General features: G+C 68.0%; 18 protein-coding genes and 1 tRNA gene. 17 read left to right on the top strand and 2 right to left on the bottom strand.

Annotation, left to right across the window (positions count from 1 at the left end; all coding sequences use genetic code 11):
• Positions 1-4 precede the first annotated feature (4 nt).
• The 11 genes from rpmD (at position 5) to WD026_RS10160 (ending at position 5,620) form a co-directional block, all read left to right on the top strand.
• The gene (gene rpmD, locus WD026_RS10210; protein ID WP_086118899.1) at positions 5-187 is read left to right on the top strand and encodes a 50S ribosomal protein L30; all 183 of its coding nucleotides are present in this window, start codon (positions 5-7) and stop codon (positions 185-187) included.
• 14 nt (positions 188-201) lie between these two features.
• Positions 202-633: a 50S ribosomal protein L15 gene (gene rplO / locus WD026_RS10205; RefSeq protein WP_425723553.1), complete on the top strand. Its 432-nt coding sequence runs from the start codon at positions 202-204 to the stop codon at positions 631-633.
• 23 nt (positions 634-656) lie between these two features.
• Positions 657-1,976: a preprotein translocase subunit SecY gene (gene secY / locus WD026_RS10200; RefSeq protein WP_425723552.1), complete on the top strand. Its 1,320-nt coding sequence runs from the start codon at positions 657-659 to the stop codon at positions 1,974-1,976.
• A 6-nt stretch (positions 1,977-1,982) separates the two neighbouring features.
• A complete protein-coding gene (gene infA / locus WD026_RS10195) occupies positions 1,983-2,201 on the top strand; it encodes a translation initiation factor IF-1 (RefSeq protein ID WP_066267877.1) in 219 nt (72 codons plus the stop codon).
• 40 nt (positions 2,202-2,241) lie between these two features.
• Entirely contained in the window at positions 2,242-2,355 is a 114-nt protein-coding gene (gene rpmJ, locus WD026_RS10190; protein ID WP_084236402.1) for a 50S ribosomal protein L36, read from the top strand.
• Positions 2,356-2,377: 22 nt separating this feature from the next.
• Positions 2,378-2,743, top strand: a complete 366-nt coding sequence (gene rpsM, locus WD026_RS10185; RefSeq protein WP_086118895.1) for a 30S ribosomal protein S13 — start codon at positions 2,378-2,380, stop codon at positions 2,741-2,743.
• Positions 2,744-2,761: 18 nt separating this feature from the next.
• Positions 2,762-3,166 (top strand): 30S ribosomal protein S11, encoded by a 405-nt coding sequence (gene rpsK, locus WD026_RS10180; protein WP_086118894.1) that lies wholly within the window; start codon positions 2,762-2,764, stop codon positions 3,164-3,166.
• Positions 3,167-3,342: 176 nt separating this feature from the next.
• Positions 3,343-3,966 carry a 30S ribosomal protein S4 gene (gene rpsD, locus WD026_RS10175; RefSeq protein ID WP_425723551.1) on the top strand — a complete coding sequence of 208 codons (624 nt, stop codon included), beginning with the start codon at positions 3,343-3,345 and terminating at the stop codon, positions 3,964-3,966.
• Positions 3,967-4,060: 94 nt separating this feature from the next.
• The gene (locus tag WD026_RS10170) at positions 4,061-5,044 is read left to right on the top strand and encodes a DNA-directed RNA polymerase subunit alpha (RefSeq protein ID WP_425723550.1); all 984 of its coding nucleotides are present in this window, start codon (positions 4,061-4,063) and stop codon (positions 5,042-5,044) included.
• 80 nt (positions 5,045-5,124) lie between these two features.
• Positions 5,125-5,526: a 50S ribosomal protein L17 gene (gene rplQ, locus WD026_RS10165; protein ID WP_425723549.1), complete on the top strand. Its 402-nt coding sequence runs from the start codon at positions 5,125-5,127 to the stop codon at positions 5,524-5,526.
• A gap of 17 nt (positions 5,527-5,543) precedes the next feature.
• Positions 5,544-5,620 (top strand) — tRNA-Met (locus tag WD026_RS10160).
• 111 nt (positions 5,621-5,731) lie between these two features.
• Here WD026_RS10160 and WD026_RS10155 read toward each other — a convergent pair.
• Together WD026_RS10155 and WD026_RS10150 are read right to left on the bottom strand one after the other, a co-directional pair.
• Entirely contained in the window at positions 5,732-7,285 is a 1,554-nt protein-coding gene (locus WD026_RS10155) for a methyl-accepting chemotaxis protein (RefSeq protein ID WP_425723548.1), read from the bottom strand.
• A gap of 131 nt (positions 7,286-7,416) precedes the next feature.
• On the bottom strand, positions 7,417-8,394 hold the full coding sequence (locus WD026_RS10150; RefSeq protein ID WP_425723547.1) for an NADPH:quinone reductase: 978 nt from the start codon (positions 8,392-8,394) through the stop codon (positions 7,417-7,419).
• Between the two features lie 90 nt (positions 8,395-8,484).
• Here WD026_RS10150 and WD026_RS10145 point away from each other — a divergent pair, with 90 nt between their 5' ends.
• The 6 genes from WD026_RS10145 to WD026_RS10120 all read left to right on the top strand — a co-directional run bounded on the left by WD026_RS10145 (position 8,485) and on the right by WD026_RS10120 (position 20,666).
• The gene (locus tag WD026_RS10145; RefSeq protein WP_425723546.1) at positions 8,485-8,895 is read left to right on the top strand and encodes a response regulator; all 411 of its coding nucleotides are present in this window, start codon (positions 8,485-8,487) and stop codon (positions 8,893-8,895) included.
• Between the two features lie 144 nt (positions 8,896-9,039).
• Positions 9,040-15,366 (top strand): PAS-domain containing protein, encoded by a 6,327-nt coding sequence (locus WD026_RS10140; RefSeq protein ID WP_425723545.1) that lies wholly within the window; start codon positions 9,040-9,042, stop codon positions 15,364-15,366.
• A complete protein-coding gene (locus tag WD026_RS10135; RefSeq protein ID WP_425723544.1) occupies positions 15,363-16,580 on the top strand; it encodes a sensor histidine kinase in 1,218 nt (405 codons plus the stop codon). Before WD026_RS10140 ends, WD026_RS10135 begins: the two co-directional genes overlap by 4 nt.
• Positions 16,577-17,578, top strand: a complete 1,002-nt coding sequence (locus WD026_RS10130) for an ABC transporter substrate-binding protein (RefSeq protein ID WP_425723543.1) — start codon at positions 16,577-16,579, stop codon at positions 17,576-17,578. The genes WD026_RS10135 and WD026_RS10130 overlap by 4 nt, the downstream gene beginning before the upstream one ends.
• Positions 17,575-20,223: a PAS domain S-box protein gene (locus WD026_RS10125; protein ID WP_425723542.1), complete on the top strand. Its 2,649-nt coding sequence runs from the start codon at positions 17,575-17,577 to the stop codon at positions 20,221-20,223. The genes WD026_RS10130 and WD026_RS10125 overlap by 4 nt, the downstream gene beginning before the upstream one ends.
• Positions 20,220-20,666 (top strand): response regulator, encoded by a 447-nt coding sequence (locus tag WD026_RS10120; protein ID WP_425723541.1) that lies wholly within the window; start codon positions 20,220-20,222, stop codon positions 20,664-20,666. The genes WD026_RS10125 and WD026_RS10120 overlap by 4 nt, the downstream gene beginning before the upstream one ends.
• Positions 20,667-20,722 lie beyond the last annotated feature (56 nt).

The raw sequence follows: 20,722 nt of genomic DNA, 5'->3' as shown, positions 1-20,722 counted from the left end.
GACCATGACCACCCAAACCACTGTCAAAGTCCAGCTGGTCCGCAGCCCTATTGGCTGCAAGCAGGACCACCGCGCCACCGTGCGTGGCCTGGGCCTGCGCAAGCTCAACAGCGTGAGTGAGCTGCAGGACACCCCCGCCGTGCGCGGCATGATCAACAAGATCAGCTACCTGGTCAAAGTCCTCTGATCGGAGCCACTGACATGCAACTCAACACCATCAAGCCCGCCGACGGCGCCAAGCACGCCAAGCGTCGCGTGGGTCGCGGCATCGGCTCCGGCCTGGGCAAGACCGCCGGTCGCGGCCACAAGGGTCAGAAATCGCGTTCGGGCGGCTACCACAAGGTCGGCTTCGAAGGCGGCCAGATGCCCCTGCAGCGCCGTCTGCCCAAGCGCGGCTTCAAGTCCGCCCTGCTGCAGTTCAACGCCGAAGTCACCCTGTCCGACCTGAACGGTCTGGACGTGGCCGAGATCGATGTGCTCGTGCTCAAGCAGGCTGGCCTGGTGGCCAACCTCGCCAAGCGCGTGAAGGTCATCAAGACGGGTGAGATCACCCGCGCCGTGACCCTCAAGGACATCGCCGCCACCGCAGGTGCCAAGGCCGCCATCGAGGCAGCCGGCGGCAGCGTGGCCTGATACCGACCTGACGGAACCCATCTGTGGCTACTGGCAACCCCTCTCTCGCCAAGACCGGAAAGTTCGGTGACCTGCGTCGCCGACTCGTTTTCCTGTTGCTGGCGCTGGTGGTGTACCGCATTGGCGCCCACATCCCTGTGCCGGGCATCGACCCGGCGCAGCTGGAGCAGCTGTTCAAGGGACAGCAGGGCGGCATCCTGAGCCTGTTCAACATGTTCTCGGGCGGCGCGCTGTCCCGGTTCACGGTGTTCGCTCTCGGGATCATGCCGTACATCTCGGCCTCGATCATCATGCAGCTCATGACCTATGTGGTCCCTGCGTTCGAGCAGCTGAAGAAAGAGGGCGAGGCGGGTCGTCGCAAGATCACCCAGTACACCCGTTTCGGCACTCTGGGCTTGGCGATCTTCCAGGCCATGGGCATTGCCCTGGCCCTGGAAGGTCAGGCCGGTCTGGTGATCGATCCCGGCATGGGCTTCCGTCTGACGGCGGTGGTCAGCCTGGTCGCGGGCACCATGTTCCTGATGTGGCTGGGCGAACAGATCACCGAGCGTGGCCTGGGCAACGGCATCTCGATCCTGATCTTTGCAGGCATCGCAGCCGGTCTGCCCAACGCCATCGGCGGCCTGCTGGAGCTGGTCCGTACCGGCGCCATGAGTATCCTGGTGTCGCTGTTCATCATTGCCCTGGTCATCCTCGTCACCTATTTCGTGGTGTTCGTGGAGCGCGGCCAGCGCAAGATCCTGGTGAACTACGCACGCCGTCAGGTGGGCAACAAGGTGTATGGCGGTCAGTCGTCGCACCTGCCCCTGAAGCTCAACATGGCCGGCGTGATCCCGCCGATCTTCGCCTCGTCGATCATCCTGCTGCCGACCACCATCGTCAGCTGGGTCAGTACCGGTGAGTCCACCCGCTGGCTGCGCGACATCGCGTCGGCGCTGTCGCCGGGTCAGCCGGTCTACGTGGCGCTGTATGCGGCCGCCATCGTGTTCTTCTGCTTCTTCTACACGGCCCTGGTGTTCAACAGCCGGGAAACCGCCGACAACCTGAAGAAGAGCGGCGCCTTCATTCCGGGCATCCGCCCTGGCGACCAGACGGCCCGCTACATCGACAAGATCCTGCTGCGTCTGACGCTGGCCGGAGCGGTATACATCACGGCGGTCTGTCTGCTGCCGGAGTTCCTGATCCTTGAGTACAACGTGCCTTTCTACTTTGGCGGTACGTCCCTGCTGATCATCGTGGTGGTGACCATGGATTTCATGGCCCAGGTGCAGAACTACCTGATGTCCCAGCAATACGAATCCCTGTTGAAGAAAGCCAATTTCAAAACCTCCCTCGGCAATTGATCTGGTATGGCCAAGGATGATGTGATCGAGATGCAGGGGGAGGTGGTTGAAAACCTTCCCAACGCAACCTTTCGGGTCAAACTCGAAAACGGCCACGTGGTTCTGGGACACATATCCGGGAAGATGAGGATGCACTACATCCGCATCCTGCCGGGGGACAAGGTGAAGGTCGAGCTCACGCCGTACGACCTCACCCGGGCAAGGATCGTATTCCGCTCCAAGTGAGCGCAACTGGTCAGAATTTTTGAATTTCTAGGAGAAGACAATGAGAGTTTCGGCTTCGGTCAAGAAAATGTGCCGCAACTGTAAGATCATCAAGCGCCATGGCATCGTGCGCGTGATTTGCACCGACCCGCGTCACAAGCAGCGTCAAGGCTGACAGGTTTAGTTAGAGGACCATCATGGCTCGTATTGCAGGTATCAACATTCCGCCGCACAAGCACGCCGAGATCGGCTTGACGGCCATTTTCGGCATTGGCCGCACCCGTGCTCGCAAGATCTGCGAAGCCTGCGGCATTGCCTACGACAAGAAGATCAAGGATCTGACCGACGCCGAACTGGAGAAGGTTCGTGAGCAGGTCGGCACCTTCACCATTGAAGGTGACCTGCGTCGCGAGACCACCATGAACATCAAGCGTCTGATGGACATCGGCTGCTACCGCGGCTTCCGTCACCGCCGTGGTCTGCCGCTGCGTGGTCAGCGCACCAAGACCAATGCCCGCACGCGCAAGGGCCCGCGCAAAGCCGCCCAGTCGCTGAAGAAATAATTGGATTGAAGGATCCCCATGGCCAAGTCTCCCTCCAGCAGCGCTGCCGCTCGCGTCCGCAAGAAAGTCCGCAAGAACATTGCTGACGGCATCGCCCACGTGCACGCCTCGTTCAACAACACCATCATCACCATCACCGATCGCCAGGGCAACGCACTGTCCTGGGCTTCGTCGGGTGGTCAGGGCTTCAAGGGTTCGCGCAAGTCGACCCCGTTTGCAGCCCAGGTGGCTTCCGAAGTGGCCGGTCGTGCCGCGCAGGAACAGGGCATCAAGAACCTGGACGTCGAGATCAAGGGTCCCGGTCCTGGCCGCGAGTCGTCGGTTCGTGCACTGGGCGCCCTGGGCATCCGCATCACCTCCATTTCGGACGTGACCCCGGTGCCGCACAACGGCTGCCGTCCCCAGAAGCGCCGCCGCATCTGACCCCCTCACTGGAGTGGCGCGCCACTGGCGCGCTATACTCCGGGGTTTTCCCGATCACCACCGCAGTCCCCTGCGGTGGTGTTGTCTTTAAGCCCACCGCCTCCGCCTGCAGCGGAAGGCTCCCGCGATGACCCGGTTTCGGGCCGGTCGCGGCAGTACCAACCAAGGATATCCACGTGGCACGTTACCTCGGCCCCAAGGCCAAACTTTCCCGCCGTGAAGGCTCCGACCTGCTGCTCAAGAGCGCCCGCCGCTCGATCAGCGACAAGGCCAAGTTCGACTCCAAGCCTGGCCAGCACGGCCGCACCTCGGGTCAGCGCACTTCCGATTTCGGTCTGCAGCTGCGCGAGAAGCAGAAGGTCAAGCGCACCTACGGCGTGCTGGAGCGCCAGTTCCGCCGCTACTTCGCCGAAGCCGACCGTCGCCGTGGCAACACCGGCTCCAACCTGCTGGAGCTGCTCGAGTCCCGCCTGGACAACGTGGTGTTCCGCATGGGTTTTGCATCCACCCGTGCCGAAGCCCGCCAGATGGTGTCGCACAAGGCGATCACCGTGAACGGCAAGTCGGTGAACATCCCGTCCTACAGCGTCAAGGCTGGCGACGTGATCGCCGTGCGTGAGAAGTCCAAGAAGCAGGCCCGCGTGGTCGAGGCCCTGGAACTGGCCAAGCAGATCGGCTTCCCCGGCTGGGTGGACGTGTCGGTCGACAAGGTCGAAGGCGTCTTCAAGAAGTCGCCTGACCGCGACGAGTTCGGTTCGGACATCAACGAATCGCTGATCGTCGAACTGTATTCGCGTTAATCCCGTTCCCGGCGGTCGCCCTTGCGGCATCCGTCGGGCCATGCTCCGTCTGCCTTATCGGTGTAACGAGCCGAGGGTCCTGAAGGAAGTCTGAATGCTGAACAATCTGCTCAAGCCCAAAACCATCAATGTCGAGCAAGTCTCGGCCAACCGCGCCAAGGTGACCCTGGAGCCGTTCGAGCGCGGTTACGGCCACACGCTGGGCAACGCCCTGCGCCGTGTGCTGCTGTCGTCGATGGTGGGTCACGCGCCGACCGAGGTGACGATCGCTGGCGTGGTGCACGAGTACTCGTCCATCGACGGCGTCCAGGAGGACGTGGTCAACATGCTGCTCAACCTCAAGGGTGTGGTGTTCAAGCTCCACAACCGCGACGAGGTGACCCTGAGCCTGCGCAAGGATGGCGAAGGCGTGGTGACCGCCGCCGACATCCAGACGCCCCATGACGTCGAGATCGTCAACCCGGGTCACGTGATCGCCACCCTGTCGGCCGGCGCCAAGCTGGACATGCAGATCAAGGTGGAGAAGGGCCGTGGCTATGTGCCCGGCAGCCTGCGCCGCGGTGACGAGCAGTCCCGCTCCATCGGCCGGATCATCCTGGATGCGTCCTTCTCGCCGGTCAAGCGCGTGAGCTACACCGTGGAAAGCGCGCGTGTGGAACAGCGCACCGACCTGGACAAGCTGGTGCTGGAGATCGAGACCAACGGCTCCATCGGCCCCGAAGAGGCGGTCCGCGCCTCCGCCAAGATCCTGGTCGAGCAACTCGCGGTGTTTGCGCACCTCGAAGGCGCCGAGATCTTCCCGACCTCCGAGCCGACCCGCAATCCGCAGCAGTTCGATCCGATCCTGCTGCGTCCGGTCGACGAGCTGGAGCTCACCGTGCGTTCGGCCAACTGCCTGAAGGCCGAGAACATCTACTACATCGGTGACCTGATCCAGCGCACCGAGAACGAGCTGCTGAAGACCCCGAACCTGGGTCGCAAGTCGCTCAACGAAATCAAGGAAGTGCTCGCCTCGCGCGGCCTGACCTTGGGCATGAAGCTCGAAAACTGGCCGCCGGCCGGTCTCGACAAGCACTGAAAGACGGGGGCGCAAGCCCTCACCTGACGTCCCTCCAGTACCTGATCCGGCTGGGGGCAAAACATTGAAAGGACATCACCATGCGTCACGGACACGGACTTCGCAAACTCAACCGCACCAGCGAGCATCGCCAGGCGATGCTGCGCAACATGATGAATTCGCTGCTCACGCACGAAGCCATCAAGACCACGGTGCCCAAAGCCAAGGAACTGCGCCGCGTGGTCGAGCGCATGATCACCCTGGCCAAGGTGCCCACCGTGGCCAACCGCCGTCTGGCTTTTGACCGCCTGCGCGACCGCGATGTGGTCGTCAAGCTGTTCGACGAGCTGGGCCCGCGCTTCAAGGCGCGTCCGGGCGGTTACACCCGCATCCTGAAGATGGGTTTCCGCGTGGGCGACAACGCGCCCATGGCTTACATCGAGCTGGTGGACCGTGCCGAAGAAAAGGCCGACGCTGCTGCCGGTGACGCTGCCAAAGCGTGATATACTAGAAGGCTTGACGCGCGGTGGAGCAGCCTGGTAGCTCGTTGGGCTCATAACCCAAAGGTCGCAAGTTCAAATCTTGCCCGCGCAACCAAACCAGACGGTCACTCCAGCACGGCAGTGACCATGAAAAAGCCCTCCATCGGAGGGCTTTTTTCTTGGGGGCGGGAAACACGTTGGGGTCGATGTCGACCCCGCCATGGCATCAGATCCGCGCAGCGTGATCACGCAAGCGGAACACGGCCACGGCATCCACCATCTGCTGGGCCTGGGTGCGCAGGCTGCTGGCGGCAGCGGCCATTTCTTCCACCAGGGCCGCGTTCTGCTGGGTGGCCTGGTCCATCTGGGTGATGGCTTCTCCCACCTGGGACACGCCGGCGCTCTGCTCGGCGCTGGCCGAACTGATCTCGCCCACGATGTCGGACACGCGGCGGATGCTGGTCACGATCTCCTGCATGGTCGTGCCGGCCTTGTCGGCCAGCGCGGTGCCCTTCTCGACACGGTCCACGCTGTCCTCGATGAGGCGGCGCACTTCCTTGGCGGCCTCGGCGCTGCGTCGGGCCAGGTTGCGGACCTCGCCGGCCACCACCGCAAAGCCTCGGCCCTGCTCGCCGGCACGGGCGGCTTCGACCGCCGCGTTCAAGGCCAGGATGTTGGTCTGGAAGGCGATGCCGTCGATGACGCCGATGATCTCGCCGATGCGGCGTGCGCTCTGCTCGATGTCCCGCATGGTGCCGACCACTTCGGTCACCACCTGCCCGCCCTCGGCGGTGACGCTGGACGCACTCATGGCGAGCTGATTCGCCGTCTGTGCGTTGTCCGAGTTCTGCCGCACCGTGCTGCCCACCTGTTCCATGGAGGCCGAGGTTTCCTCCAGCGCGCTGGCCTGGCTTTCGGTGCGTTGGGACAGGTCGCTGTTGCCGCTGGCGATCTCGCTGCTGCCCAGCGACACCGCATCGGCGCACTGGCGCACGGTGCGCACCGATTGCTCCAGCTGTTCGACCATGGCCTTGAGGTTGGCCAGGGTGCTGTCGCGGTCGCCGGCACGCAGCGGGATGTGGATGGACAGGTCGCCCGCCGCCACCGACTGGGCGACCTGCTTGAGCACGGCCGGATCGGCGCCCAGGTCGCGGGTGACGCGGCGCAGGTACAGGGTCAGTCCGATCAGCACCAGCGATGCAAAGGCCACGGCACCCATGACCATATTGCGGTCCAGGCTGGCGAATTCATCGATGTCGTGGACCCGGTCAGACAGCTGCCGGCCTTGGCGCAGTTTCTCTTCGCCCAGCGGCGCCAGCAAAGCGTTGCGGGCCGGAATGGTGGTGTCCACCAGATAGGCAAATGCCTCAGCGCGTTGACCCGAGCGGATGAGCGCGATGTTGGCCTCACCCGCTTTCCAGAAGGTGTTCATGAGGCCGGGCAGCGGCGCAAAGGCCTGTCGACCAGCGTCGTCCTTCATCGACTGGCCAAACAGCTCCAGTTCCCGTTCCAGCACGGTGCGTTTGGCGGCGATGTCGGCCAGGGCGGTGTCCAGCTCGGCCGGATTGCGGGACAGGATGGCGTGGCGCAGCTGCAGCGACACGCGGGTGACGTTGAGTTCGAGGTCGGCGATGCGCTGCAGTTGAGGCACATTGACCGCATTGATCCGGTCGGCCGCCGAGCTGAGGTTGCTCATCAGCACCCAGACGGTGAGTGCGGTGGCCAGCAGCGTGAACATCAGCACGCCGTTGATGGCCAGCAGCCGCTGGGCCAGAGTCATGTTCCGAAACATAAGACACCTCTCCAGTTGGCGATGTCTGTATGTCGGACGGATGTGTCCCTACTTGAGGGGACGCGCGCCGAAATGGCGCGAGATGTGCGTTTCTTCCGATCCGTGCCGCTCAGGTGGCCTCAGGTGGCCACCAGCACGGTGCCCAGCGACGCCCCGCTTTCCACGCACCGGTGGGCATGCGCGATGTCGGTCAGGGCCCACTGCGCACCGGTGTGGATGTCCAGCTGACCAGCCTCCAGCCGTGCACGCAGCTCGGCGATGCACGCTGCCCGATCGCCAGGGGTCAGCTCGTACACCACGAAGAACTGGCAGGCGATGGACTGGAACAGCAAGGTGCGGAAATCGACCGTCACCTCGCCCGGGTTGTTGGAGCCGTAGCAGACCACCCGGCCATGCGGGCGCAGCACGCCCTGGGGCAGCCAGGCCGCCGTGCCCGAAAAATCCATGTCGATGACCAGGTCGACGCCGGCGCCGCCGGTGAGGTCGAGCACCTGGCGCACGGCCTCGGGCTGGCGGTAGTCCACCACCTCGATGGCACCGGACTGCAAGGCCAGCGCCCGCCGCGCATCCGACCCGGCGGTGCCGATGACACGGGCACCGAGCCGCCGCGCGAGCTGCACCACCAGATGACCCACCGCGTTGCCGGCGCCGGTGACCAGCACCGTCTGCCCGGGCTGTGGCGCGGCCAGGCGCACGGCCTGGACCGCGGTCAGCCCGGGGATGCCCAGACAGGCACCCGCTTCCAGCGAGACCGACGCCGGCAGGTCCACCGCCTGTTCCGAGGGCAGGGTCACGAAGCCGGCAGCCGTGCCCATGGGGCGCTTCCACTGGGCGTTCCAGGTCCACACCCGTTGCCCCAGCCGCGCGGCCGGTACCCCGGCGCCCACGGCATCGATCACGCCGCTGCCGTCGCTGTGCGGCACGATGCGGGGCGCGATCAGCGGCCGCCGCGCACGGGATTTGACGTCGGACGGATTGACGCCCGACCAGGCCAGCCGTACCCGCACCTCGCCGGGCCCCGGTTCCGGGGTCGGCATCTCGCCCACCACCAGAACTTCGTCCGCGGGGCCATTGCGCTCGTACCAGGCTGCCTGCATGTCGTGTCTCCCGAAAGCCGGTCTGCGCCAGCCCAAAACCGCAATACCATACCCCAGCCGGAACCTGTCCTGTGTCCCCCTGGAGAAGCCATGACGTGTCGAGTGATGATGGTCGACGACAACGACAACGACCTGCTGTTCACCCGGCTGATCCTGCAGCGCAGCGGTGTCGGGTACGACATCCTGGGCTTCGAGCGAGCGGCACAGGCGCTCGATCACCTGCGCAACACGCCGGACCACGGGGTCTCCATCATCCTGCTCGACATCAACATGCCGGTCATGAACGGGTTCGAGTTCCTGGAGGCTTTCGAGGCGCTCAGCCCGGCGCAACGGGGTGGGGCGGTGGTGCTCATGCTGTCCTCGTCGGCCGATCCGGCGGATCGCGAGCGCGCAGCCCGGCACGCCTCGGTCAAGGGTTACCTGACCAAGCCGCTGGAGCGCCAGGTGGCGGCCGTGCTGCCCGCGCTGGCCGGTCTGGCCCCCGACGCCCCGACCACCTGAGGGGCGCCGGCGACACCCACCGGAAATAGGCCACGATTCGGCCGTTCTTTCACGCGGGTGGCCCGTATACGGGTGCTAGCATGGGTTCAGAAGGGCGCCCATTCGGGGTGCGTCCGTGCTCGTTCGTGGGTGGAGGCCCGGAGGATGGCGAATTCGATGTGGCGACTGGCCGGTCCGCGCCGCTCAGCGACCTTGTTGTGGATCCTGGGCATGCTGGTGTCGGCCGGCCTGGCCTGGTCCACCCTGCAGGACAACCGGCGCGCGGCCGAGCGCCGGCTGGTCGAGGCCACCAGCAGCGTGGCCCAGCATGTCCAGGACCGCTTCCTGATCTACGAGTACGGCCTCAAGGGGACGCGCGGCGCCGTGATGGCGGCCGGTGGTGACGGCATCAGCCGGCAGGCCTTCGAGGCCTATGTGGCCAGTCGGGACATGCGGCGGGAGTTTCCCGGAGCCCGGGGTTTCGGCTTCATCCGCAAGGTGCCGCGCGCCGCCGAGGCCGATTTCCTCGCCCGTGCGCGCCAGGAAGGGCCTGCGGGCTTCAGCATCCGGGAGATCGGCCCCCATGATGGCGAACGCTTCGTCATCCAGTACATCTATCCGTTGGCCGACAACACCGGGGCCACCGGGCTGGACATCGCCTCCGAGGTCCACCGGCGCGAGGCGGCCATCGCTGCCATGGACAGCACCGAGGCGCGTCTGACCGCGCCGATCACGCTGGTTCAGGCCTCCGGCAAGGCCGGCAGCGGTTTCCTCATGCTGTTGCCGGTCTACCGCAGCGGATCGGTGCCGGTGGAAACCGAAGCCCGCCGACAGGCCACCTTGGGCTGGGCCTATGCACCGCTGGTGGCCGAGGAAATCCTGGCCGACCTGGGGCCCATGGCCCCCGAGGTGTCGGTCACCTTGAGCGACAAGGCCAACGGGCAGCCGTTCCTGCAGCGAACGACCGGTCTGGACGGGTCGGAGCTGGACATGGCTCCGTCGCGGCGGGACATCACGGTGGCCGGCCGCGACTGGGTGCTGGAGGTGCGCGCGCTCACGCCCTTGCTGGAGGCGGTTCAGACCTCGTCGGCAGCGGCCCGGTTCTGGCAGGGCGCCCTGGTGAGCACGGTGCTGGCCCTGCTGCTGTGGCTGTTGCTGCGCCAGCGCGAGGCCGGCGCTGCCCTGGTGCCGGTCGACTACCCGTCCATGGCGGCCGACGGGGGCCGTCTCGGGCTGTCGGCCTTTCTGCGCCAGCGCCTCACGCTCACGGTGTTCACCGCCTACGTTCTGGCGGTGGCGGCGTTGCTGTGGCTGGACCACGACAGCCGCCTGAACGCCGGACTGCGCCAGGCCAGGGCTCAGCTGGAGTCCCTGGTGTCGGCCCAGGCCGAAGCGGTCGATGCCCGGCGGGCGTTTCGCCGCAAGAGCGTGGTGTTCCTGGCGTCCACTTCGGAGGTCGAGGCCATCGCGCAGGGCCGTTCGCTCGACGGGACCAGCCTCGGCCGGGACCAGCGGGCCCTGGAGCGCCTGTTCGCGGCCTATCTCAAGGCCAACCCCGAGCTGCATTCGCTGCGGCTGACCGGGCTGCGCAACGGCGCGCGTGAGCTGTTCCGCGTGGAGCGCCGGGGCGACGCAGTGTTTGCGGTGCCGCCGCAGGAACTGCGGGCCGAGCCCGACGCCCAGGCCATCGTGCAGGCCGCGCGGCTGGGGCAGGGCGAGGTGTTCGTTTCCGATGTGGCCCTGCTGCGCGAGCACGGCGAGGTGCGCCGCCCGTTGCGCCCGCTGGTCCAGCTCTCCACCCCGGTGCTGGACGCCAGCGGCCAGCCGGTGGCCGTGCTGGTGATGTCGGTCAACAGCGTGTCGTTCCTGCCGATCTCGGTGCTGCCGGCGGGCAACCCCATCGAGGAAGAACTGGGCGGGGCCGTCACCTCCATGGTGCTCAACAGCCGGGGCGATTACCTGGAGCATCCGGACGCAGCGCGCCGGTATGCCCACGAGTTCGGTCCGGCCCGCCGCTGGACCGACGACTACCAGGTCGAGGTGCTGGACGCGCAGACCGGTCGCACCCGCTGGAACAGCCCCGAAGGGCCGGTGGTGCTGGCCATGCGGGTGCTGCAGAGCAACCCGGACTCCGATCTGGGCAGCCTGCGCTACATCGCCACCTTGCCGGTGAACCGCCTGCAGGCCCGTGCCTGGAACGAGGCCCTGTCCCGCCTGCCGATGTATGTGGCACTGGGCGGTGTGGGCGGCGTCATGCTGTACCTGTACTGGGTGGGCGTGCGCCGCCGCCTGGACGCCCGCAGCCAGCGGCTGCGGCTGGCCGATCTGGTGGAGCAGACGTCGGACGCCATCATCGGCATGGACGCCCAGGGACGGGTCACCTCGTGGAACCGGGGTGCGCGCGAGCTGTTCGGCTACAGCGCCGAGCAGGCGGTGGGCCGGCTGCTGGAGGCGCTGATCGCGCCCGACGACCGCATCGGCAGCGGCTACCTGCCACTGGACGGTCTGGCCGACCAGTCGGGCGCGCGCGTGCTGGAGCTGGCCTGCCGCACCCGCAAGGGGGATGGCCTGCAGGTGTCGATGTCGCTGTCGGTCCTGCGCGATCTGGACGGCAGCGTGGTCGGTGTGTCGGCCATGGTGCGCGACATCACCGGCGAGCGCGAGGCCCAGCGGGCCCTGGCCGAACTCAATGCCAACCTGGAGGCTACGGTGCGGGAACGCACCGCCTCGCTCATGGACGAGCGCCGCATGCTGCGCGACGTGCTGCGCGGCACCAACGCCGGCACCTGGGCCTGGAACGTGCAGACCGGCGAGACCCGTTTCAACGAGCGCTGGGCCGACATCGTGGGCTACCGGCTCGACGAGCTCGGACCGCTGAGCATCCAGACCTGGGAGCGCCTGACCCATCCGGACGACCTCAAGCTCTCGGAGGCTGCGCTGCAACGCCACTTTGCCGGCGAAGCCCCCGACTACGAGGTCGAAGCCCGCATGCGCCACAAGGACGGCCACTGGGTCTGGGTGCTCGATCGGGGCCGCGTGACCAGCTGGACCGACGACGGGCAGCCCGAATGGATGCATGGCACCCACCAGGACATCACCCGTGCGCGGGAAGCCCAGATCCGCCTGGCCGAGAGCGAGTCGCTGCTGCGCCGCACCGGCCGTGTGGCGGGCGTGGGCGGCTGGCAGTTCGACCCCGAGGACAACAGCGTGGCCTGGACCCGCCAGACCCGCGAGATCCACGAGGTGGACGACAGCTACCAGGCCGACCCCGAGCGCCTGCTGGCCTTCTACCCGGAAGGCGAGGCCCGCGACCGGCTGCGTGCGGCCATCGCCTGTGCGCTCAAGGAAGGCGAGCCCTTCGATCTGGAGCTGCCCTTCGTCACGGCGCGGGGCCGGCAGATCCGGGTGCGCGCCGTGGGCGAACCGGTGCTCGATGATCAGGGGCGTCCGCGCCGCATCGTCGGTGCGCTGCAGGACATCACGCCGCGCTACCTCATGGAGGCCGAGCTGCGGCGGGTCAACGAACTGCAGCAGAGCATCCTGGACAACCTGCCCTGCGGCCTGAGCGCGTTCGATGACCAGCTCAACCTGGTGGCCTGCAACAAGGAGTTCGTCACGCTGCTGGGCCTGGAGCCGCTGTTCGAGAACGGCGTGCCCAGCTTCGAGGACATCATCCGTTTCAATGCCGAACGCGGCGAGTACGGCAACGTGGACGTGGAGGAAGCGGTCGAACAGATCGTGGCCCGGGCCCGCACGCCGGTGCCGCACCGCTTCGAGCGACAGCGCCCCAACGGCACGCCGATCGAGGTGCGTGGCACGCCCATGCCCGGTGGCGGTTTCGTCACCACCTACACCGACCTGGCCGACCGCAAGCAGGCCGAGCGCCGCAGCGAACGCAACGAGGCCCTGCTGCGCGGTGCCATCACCGCCATCGACGAAGCCTTCGTGCTGTTCGATGCGCAGGAGCGGCTGGTCTTCTGCAACGACAAGTTCCGTGCGCTCTACGAGACGGTGGCCGACCTGATCGTGCCGGGCAGCCGCTTCGAGGACATCCTGCGGGTGGGCGTGGGCCGGGCCCAGTACCCCGAGGCGCAGGCCGATCCGGCCGGCTGGATCGCGCGCCGCATGGCCGACTTCCGGGCTGGCGAGCACACCAGCGTCCACCGTCTGGACAGCGGCAAGGTGGTGCGGGTGATCGACCGCCGCATGCCCGACGGACACACCGTGGGTTTCCGCCTGGACATCACCGACCTGGTCCGGGCCACCGAGGCGGCCCAGGAGGCCTCGCGTGCCAAGGGCGAGTTCCTGGCCAACATGAGCCACGAGATCCGCACGCCGCTGCACGCGGTGATCGGCCTGACCCACCTGCTGAGCGACACGCCGCTGAGCCTGCGGCAGCAGCAGTTGCTGGGCAAGTCGCAGATGGCCAGCCAGTCGCTGCTGGCCATCGTCAACAACGTGCTGGACCTGGCCAAGATCGAAGCCGGCGAGATGCCGCTGGAGGCCGAGCCCTTCCGCTTGCGCGAGCTCATCACCGAGATGGAAGCCGTCTTCGTGCAGCAGGCCGAAGGCAAGGGGGTGGCCCTGGCGTTCCGGCTCGATCCGACCTTGCCCGCCACCCTGCTGGGCGATGCGCTGCGGCTGCGCCAGGTGGTCACCAACCTGGTCGGCAACGCCCTGAAGTTCACCGAGCAGGGTTCGGTGACGGTGCATCTGGATCGACTGCCGCTGCCGGCGGAGGCGCCGTCCGACGAGGTCCGCCTCGGTGTGCGGGTGGTCGACACCGGCGTGGGCATTCCGGCCGATGTGCAGGAGCGTCTGTTCTCGCCGTTCTCGCAGGCCGATGCCTCCACCACCCGGCGTTTCGGCGGCACCGGCCTGGGCCTGTCGATCGTGCGCCGGCTGGTCGAGCTCATGGGCGGATCGGTGGGGCTGGACAGCACCCCGGGTCAGGGCAGCGAATTCCGGTTCGAACTGCCCTTGCGGCAGGCCAGCGACCAGGAAGCCCGGGGCACGCTGGAACTGCTGGTGGTCGACGACGTGCCGGCCGAACGCAAGGCGCTGGTCGACATGGCCCGGGCGTTTGGCTGGCGCACCGAGACCTGCGAATCGGGCGAGGCCCTGGTCGCCTGGATGGCCCGCCGCCAGGCCGAGGGGCTGCCGATGCCCGACGCCATGCTGGTGGACTGGATGCTGCCCGGCATCGACGGCCTGACCGCGCTGCAGCGCGTCACCGAGGCGATGGGGGCGGTCAACCTGCCCGCCACCCTGATGGTGTCTTCCTCCGACCGCGACCGGGTGGCCGGCCTGGATGTCGGCCGGCTGGCCGATGCCATCCTCACCAAGCCGGTCAATGCCTCGGTGCTGTTCAACGCCGTCAACCACAGCGTCGTGCGGCGCCAGGGCAGCCAGGCGCGCGTGATGCCCTCGCCGGTGCTCAGCAGCGGCGGGCAGGTGCAGTCGCTGCCGGGCGTGCGCATCCTGCTGGTCGACGACAGCGACATCAACCTGGAGATCGGCACCCACCTGCTCTCGCGCGAAGGTGCCACCGTCACCACCGCCAGCAACGGGCGCGAGGCGCTGGCCATCCTGCGCCAGGACCCGGCGGAGTTCGATGTGGTCCTCATGGATGTCCAGATGCCCGAGATGGACGGGCTGGAAGCCACCCGCGCCATGCGCCAGCAGCCCGAGCTGGCCGGACTGCCGGTGGTGGCCCTGACCGCCGGCGCGCTGGCCCAGGAACGGCGGCGCGCCATGGAGGCCGGCATGAACGAGTTCCTGACCAAGCCGCTGGAGCCCGCCACCATGGTGCGCACCGTGCGGCAGGCCATCGAACGCGCCACCGGACTGCGGGTGCCGGTGCTCAGCCTGGACGAGGAGCGACCGCCGGTGAACCCGCAGGACTGGCCCGAGATCGCCGGCATCGACGGCCCCCGGGCCGCCGCCCGCCTGGGCCACGACGTGTCCCTGCTGCGCCTGTCCCTCACCCGGCTGGCCGACGGTTTCGGCGACATGGCGACCCAGCCCTGGCCGGCGCCGTCCGGCGAGGCGGAACGGGCTGCGCTGGCGGCCCGCCTGCACAAGCTGCGCGGTGCGGCCAGCATGATCGATGCGGTGGAGGTGGCCCGCACGGCCGACCGCATCGAGTGTGGTCTGCGCGACGGCGAACCCGCCGATGCCCTGGCCGAACCCTGGCAGGCGCTGCAGCAGGCCATGGCAGGGCTGATGGCGGCATCGGCACAGTGGATCGGCCGCCAGGGCGTGCCGCGCCCGGTGCCGGTCGGCGTGCCGCCGGCCAGCGACGCCGTGGTGCAGCGCCTGATCGGTCTGCTGTCGAACAACGACATGGATGCCCTGGGTGTGTTCGAGACCGAGGCCGACGGCCTGCGCGCCCGCCTGGGCGACGCCACCATGGAGGCGGCAGGACAACTCATGGACGCCCTGGATTTCGCTGCCGCCGCCCGTCTTTTGCAGGGAGAATCGGCCTCATGAACCGAGCGGACCCGGCAGACATCGCCAGCAGGGAGAGGTCGACGGCGCCGGACATCCTGATCGTCGATGACGATCCGGGCATGATCCGCGCGCTGGGCAAGGCCCTGCGCGATCTCGGGCATCTGCGGTTCTCCACCAACGGCACCGATGCCCTGCGGCTGATCCACGACAGCCCGCCGGACCTGCTGCTGCTCGATGCCCAGATGCCGGGGCTCAACGGCTTCGAGGTGCTGGAGACCCTCAAGGCCACGCCGGCACTGGCCGACCTGCCGGTGATCATGGTCACCAGCCTGAGCGAAGAGGATTTCGAGCAGGCCGGCCTGGAAAAAGGCGCCGCCGACTTCATTGCCAAGCCGGTGCGGCCGGCCATCGTGCAGGCCCGTGTGCGCACCCAGCTGCGCCTCAAGCAGGCCAACGATGTGCTCAAGCAGTCGTCCGTCACCGACCGCCAGAACCTGGCGGTGGCCCTGCGCGACCTGCAGCAGAGCCACCACGAGCTGCTGCGCACCGCCGACGAACTGAAGGTGGCCAACGAGAGCCTGCTGCAGTTCGTCCGCATCGCCTCGCACGACCTGCGCGAGCCGCTCAACACCATCGTCCAGTTCGTCGGCCTGGTCGAGGAAGACCATGGCCCGGTGCTGCCCGAAGAGGCCCGTCATTTCCTGCGCCTGGCCACCCGGGCCGGCGCCCGCATGCGCACCCTGCTGGACGACGTGGTCCGCTACGCCCGGCTCCAGAATGCCGAGGGCGACCCGCCGCAGCCGGTGGCCCTGGACCGCACCCTGACCGAGCTGCGCGATGCACTGGCGGCCCGCCTGGCCGCCACCGGTGCCCGGCTGGAGCTCTCGCCGCTGCCGGTGGTGCAAGGGCATGCCAGCCTGCTGTCGCTGCTGTTCCAGAACCTGCTGTCCAACGCCCTGAAGTTCGTGCCCCCGGGTCGGGTGCCGCAGGTGCGGGTGGATGCCCGCATCCACCAGGGCCAGGCCCGCATCCGGGTGGTCGACAACGGCATCGGCATCGAGCCGCAACACGTGGAACAGCTGTTCCAGCCCTTCCGGCGCCTGCACCTGCGCAGCGAGTTCGAGGGGTCCGGTCTGGGCCTGACCATTTCGCAGCAGATCGCCGAGGCCCATGGCGGTCGCATCGAGGTCGAGTCGGTGCCCGGCGACGGCTCGGTGTTCACCGTGGTGCTGCCGCTCGGAGGGCAGCCGTGAGCCTTGCAGCCACCGGGGGCGGTCTGCCCCGGGTCGGGCGGCGGGGCGCACTGGTCCTGCTGGGCGGCTGTCTGACCGGCTGCATCGAGGCCCCCTTGCCACCGGCCCGGCTGGGCATCAATGCCTGGGTCGGTTACGACCCGCTGGTGCTGGCGCGCGACCGCCGCCTGTTCGATGGCGGCGTGCTCCAGGTGGTGGAGCTGGCCACCGGCGCCGAGACCCAGCGCCACCTGCGCAACAACCTGCTCGATGCCGGCGCGCTCACCTTCGACGAGGTGCTGCGCATGCGCGACAACGGGCTGGACCTGCGCATCGTGGCCCTGCTCGACACCTCGCGCGGCGGCGATGTGGTCATGGCCGCTCCCCGCATCCGCCAGCTGGGCGATCTGCTGGGGCAGGCCATCGCGGTCGAAGATTCCTCGGTGGGCACGCTCATGCTGCACCGGCTGCTCGAAGCGGCCGGTCTGGCGCCGGGTGATGTCCGGCAGGTCAACATCGAGGCCACGTTGCACCTGCAGGCCCTCAAGGCCGGTCAGGTGGCGGCCGCCGTCTCGTACCAGCCGCTGGCCGGCCCGATGGCCGCGGCCGGATTCCGGCCGGTGTTCGATTCGCGCCAGATCCCCGGTCAGGTGCTGGACGTGCTGGCGGTGCGGCACGACGTGCTGCAGTCCCGGCCGGCGGCGGTGGACGCCATGCTGCAGGCCTGGCAGCGCGGCCTGGCCCTGCTCATGCTCGATCCGGCAGGGGCGGCCGAATCCCTCAGCGTGGGCACCGATCTCAGTCTGGCCGAGTACCGCACCGTCATGAAGGGGCTGCAGTTCTTTGCCCCCGACGAATCGCTGGCGGCGCTGTCCGACCCGGCCAGCCCGGTGCTGCAGGGCGCACGCGAGGTGGGCCGGCTCATGACGCGCTTGGGCATGATCCGCAGCGAGCCCGACTGGACGCGCATGGTGGATACCGGCCCGGCCCGGCGGGTGATTGCAGCAGGTCTCCGATGAGCCGCCGCCCGTCACTGGTCAGCCTGCCCGGGCGCTGGATGGCGCCCCTGATCATGGTGCTGTTTGCGGTGCTGGCCTCGGGGGTGAACTTCCTGTCCCAGCTGCGCACCCTGCAGGCCGACGTGGTCGAGCAGGAGACCCGACGCCTGCGCGAGCGCCTGAGCGTCGAGCAGAGCCGGCTGAGCTTTCTGTCCACGCTGGAAGATGCCCAGCAGGTGCGGCGCATCATCGGCGGACTGGGCCTGTACACCGGCATGCAGTCGGCCTACCTGCTGGCGCCCGACGGCCGCATCAATGCCTCCATCATCCGCGCCGACATCGGGCGCGGCTTCGACGAAGTGATGGCGCAGATGCCCGCACCGGCCCGCCACCCCGAGCTGTTCGCAGCCGACCGCATGGGCATCCAGGTGCGCCTGCTGGAGGACCGCACCACCCTGGTGGGCGTGGCGCCTTTCGCCGGTGACCGGCGCCTGGTCACCCTGGTCGACCTCACCCTGCCCAAGGCCCGGCTGCGTTCCACCCTGGTGACCGAGGTGGTGCGCGAGAGCTTCCTGCTGATGGTGCTGGCGGCCTTGCTGGCCCTGCTGATGCACCGCCTGTGGTTCACCCGGGCCAGCCGCCTGGTGCGCACGCTGGAGCAGGTGGGCGACGGTCAGCTGCAGGCCCGTGCCGCCTTGTCCGGACGCGACGAACTCGCCAGCATCGGCAACGAGGTCGACCGCATGGCCCAGCGCCTGCAGGCCCAGCAGACCGAGCTGCGGTACCTGGGCTCGCTGGTGGCCCGCTCGCCGGTGGTCTTTGTGGAGTGGTCGCCCGAGGCCGACCGGGCGGTCCGCTTCGTCAGCGCCTCCATCGAGCAGTGGCAGCACAGCCCGAGGGATCTGGTCTCCCGCCGCCTCTCGTTCGGCGATCTGGTGCATCCCGACGACTGGCTCGCGGTCTGGTCGCAGTCGGAACACCACCGGGTCCATGGCCCGGACGAGTACCGCCAGGAATACCGCCTGCGCACCGGCGACGGGCGCTGGATCTGGGTCGAAGACCGCTCGGCCGTCGACCGCGATGCCGAAGGTCGGGTGATCGGCATCACCGGCATCCTGCTCGACATCACGGTGCAGAAGGAAGCCCAGCTGGCCCAGCGCGAACAGGCCGAGCAGCTGCGGCTGTTCTACGACCTGCCCTTCATCGGCATGGCCATTTCCTCGCCGGAGAGCAAGCGCTGGCTGCAGGTGAACGACCGGTTGTGCGACATCCTGGGTTACCCGCGCGACGAGTTGCTGCGCATGACCTGGACCGAGATGACCCCGTCCCCCGACCTGCAGAACAACCTGGCCTTGCTGCAGCAGATGAAGGACGGGCTGCGCGACAGCTACAGCATGCACAAGCGTTTCGTGCGCAAGGACGGGCAGCTGGTGGAGGCCGAGATCGAGGTGCGTGCGGTGCGCGACGCCCAGGGCCGCCTGCTGCGCCTGCTGTCCACCGTGCAGGACGTGACCGAACGCAGCCGCGCCAACGAAGCCCTGCGCCGGCAGACCCAGTTGCTGGAGCAGGCCGAAGCCATCGCCGGTCTGGGCAGCTGGTCGTTCGACCCCGGGGCGGGCGAGCCGGTCTGGTGGTCCGGACAGCTCTACCGCAACATCGGCATCGACCCGGCCCAGGGCCCGCCGCGCGACCTCAAGGCGCACCTCGCCCTGGTGCATCCGCAGGATGTGGCGGCGGTGGCCGCTTTCGTGCCGGCCCGCCGCGAGCCCGGCCAGACCGACAGCCTGGAGTTCCGGCGCCACCCCGACCTGGGGCCGGAGCGGTGGTTCCGCGTCAGCGTGCGCAAGGAGCCCAGTGCCCACGGCGGCCACCGGCTCTCGGGCACGGTGCTCGACATCACCGCGCTGCGCCTGGCCCAGGCGGCCCTGGAGCAGACCAATGCCGAGCTGGAACAGCGGGTCGAGCAGCGCACCGAGCAGCTGCTGGCCGCCAACCGCGAACTGGAGGCCTTTTCCTACACCGTCTCGCACGACCTCAAGGCGCCGCTGCGGGGCATCGACGGCTACAGCCAGCTGCTGCAGGAAGACCATGCCGAGCGGCTGGACGACACCGGGCGCGCCTATCTGGAGCGCATCCGCCGCGGCGTGGCCCAGATGGGGCTGCTCATCAGCGACCTGCTGGCCTATTCGCGCATGGAGCGCCGATCGCTGGACCAGCAGGCCGTGGAGCTGCTGCCGCTGGTGGAGCGGGTGCTGGACGAGCACAGCGCGGACATCGAACGCCTGGGCGCCCGGATCGATCTGTCGGCGCTGCAGCCCCTGATGCTGACCACCGACCGGGAGGGGCTGGCCGTCATCCTGCGCAACCTGATCGGCAACGCGCTCAAGTTCCACCGGCCGGGTGTCTACCCAGAACTGGTGATGGGCAGCCGGCTCGAAAACGGGCACCATCGCATCTGGGTGAAAGACAACGGCGTGGGTTTCGACATGAAATACAGCGACAGGATCTTCGGCATCTTCCAGCGGCTGCAGCGCTCCGACGCCTACCCCGGCACCGGGGTGGGGCTGGCGCTGGTGAGCAAGGCGGCCCAGCGCATGGGCGGTCGGGTGTGGGCCGAGAGCGCGCCCGGGCAGGGCGCCACCTTTCATGTGGAGCTGCCGGCATGAGCCCCTCGGCTACCGCCGCACCGGGTGCGCTGGCCCCCATCCTGGTGGTCGAGGACAACCCCATGGACCTCGATCTCACCCTGCGGGCCTTCAGCCGCCGGGCCTGTGCCAACCCCATCCAGGTGGCCCGTGACGGTGAGGAGGCGCTCGCTTACCTGCAGCGATGGGACGCCGGAGAGCCGCAGCCGGCGGTCATCCTGCTCGACATCAACATGCCCCGGGTCAACGGCATCGAGGTGCTGCAGCAGCTCAAGCAGCACCCCCACTACCGGCGCATTCCGGTGGTCATGCTCACGTCGTCGCGGGAATCGCGCGACCTGCAGACCACCTACGACCTGGGCGCCAACTCCTACATCGAGAAGCCGGTGAGCTTCTCCCGGTTCCTCGACATCGCCGCCCAGATCGAGTCCTACTGGTGCAGCGCCAACGAGCGCGCCTACTGAGCCGGCCGCACCGAAGCCCGAAAAAGCGCTCAAGTTCCGGCGCTTTTTGTCGAATC

This window comes from Hydrogenophaga sp. R2, assembly GCF_049843595.1.
Classification (GTDB): Bacteria; Pseudomonadota; Gammaproteobacteria; order Burkholderiales; family Burkholderiaceae_C; genus Hydrogenophaga.
This window is presented reverse-complemented; position numbering and strand designations above follow the sequence as displayed.

Bases quoted from the DNA above. Each gene is read 5' to 3' on its own strand.
- rpmD (WP_086118899.1), top strand. From the start codon at position 5: ATGACCACCCAAACCACTGTCAAAGTCCAGCTGGTCCGCAGCCCTATT.
- rplO (WP_425723553.1), top strand. From the start codon at position 202: ATGCAACTCAACACCATCAAGCCCGCCGACGGCGCCAAGCACGCCAAG.
- infA (WP_066267877.1), top strand. From the start codon at position 1,983: ATGGCCAAGGATGATGTGATCGAGATGCAGGGGGAGGTGGTTGAAAAC.
- rpmJ (WP_084236402.1), top strand. From the start codon at position 2,242: ATGAGAGTTTCGGCTTCGGTCAAGAAAATGTGCCGCAACTGTAAGATC.
- rpsM (WP_086118895.1), top strand. From the start codon at position 2,378: ATGGCTCGTATTGCAGGTATCAACATTCCGCCGCACAAGCACGCCGAG.
- rpsK (WP_086118894.1), top strand. From the start codon at position 2,762: ATGGCCAAGTCTCCCTCCAGCAGCGCTGCCGCTCGCGTCCGCAAGAAA.
- WD026_RS10170 (WP_425723550.1), top strand. From the start codon at position 4,061: ATGCTGAACAATCTGCTCAAGCCCAAAACCATCAATGTCGAGCAAGTC.
- rplQ (WP_425723549.1), top strand. From the start codon at position 5,125: ATGCGTCACGGACACGGACTTCGCAAACTCAACCGCACCAGCGAGCAT.
- WD026_RS10155 (WP_425723548.1), bottom strand. From the start codon at position 7,285: ATGACTCTGGCCCAGCGGCTGCTGGCCATCAACGGCGTGCTGATGTTC.
- WD026_RS10150 (WP_425723547.1), bottom strand. From the start codon at position 8,394: ATGCAGGCAGCCTGGTACGAGCGCAATGGCCCCGCGGACGAAGTTCTG.
- WD026_RS10145 (WP_425723546.1), top strand. From the start codon at position 8,485: ATGACGTGTCGAGTGATGATGGTCGACGACAACGACAACGACCTGCTG.
- WD026_RS10140 (WP_425723545.1), top strand. From the start codon at position 9,040: ATGGCGAATTCGATGTGGCGACTGGCCGGTCCGCGCCGCTCAGCGACC.
- WD026_RS10135 (WP_425723544.1), top strand. From the start codon at position 15,363: ATGAACCGAGCGGACCCGGCAGACATCGCCAGCAGGGAGAGGTCGACG.
- WD026_RS10125 (WP_425723542.1), top strand. From the start codon at position 17,575: ATGAGCCGCCGCCCGTCACTGGTCAGCCTGCCCGGGCGCTGGATGGCG.
- WD026_RS10120 (WP_425723541.1), top strand. From the start codon at position 20,220: ATGAGCCCCTCGGCTACCGCCGCACCGGGTGCGCTGGCCCCCATCCTG.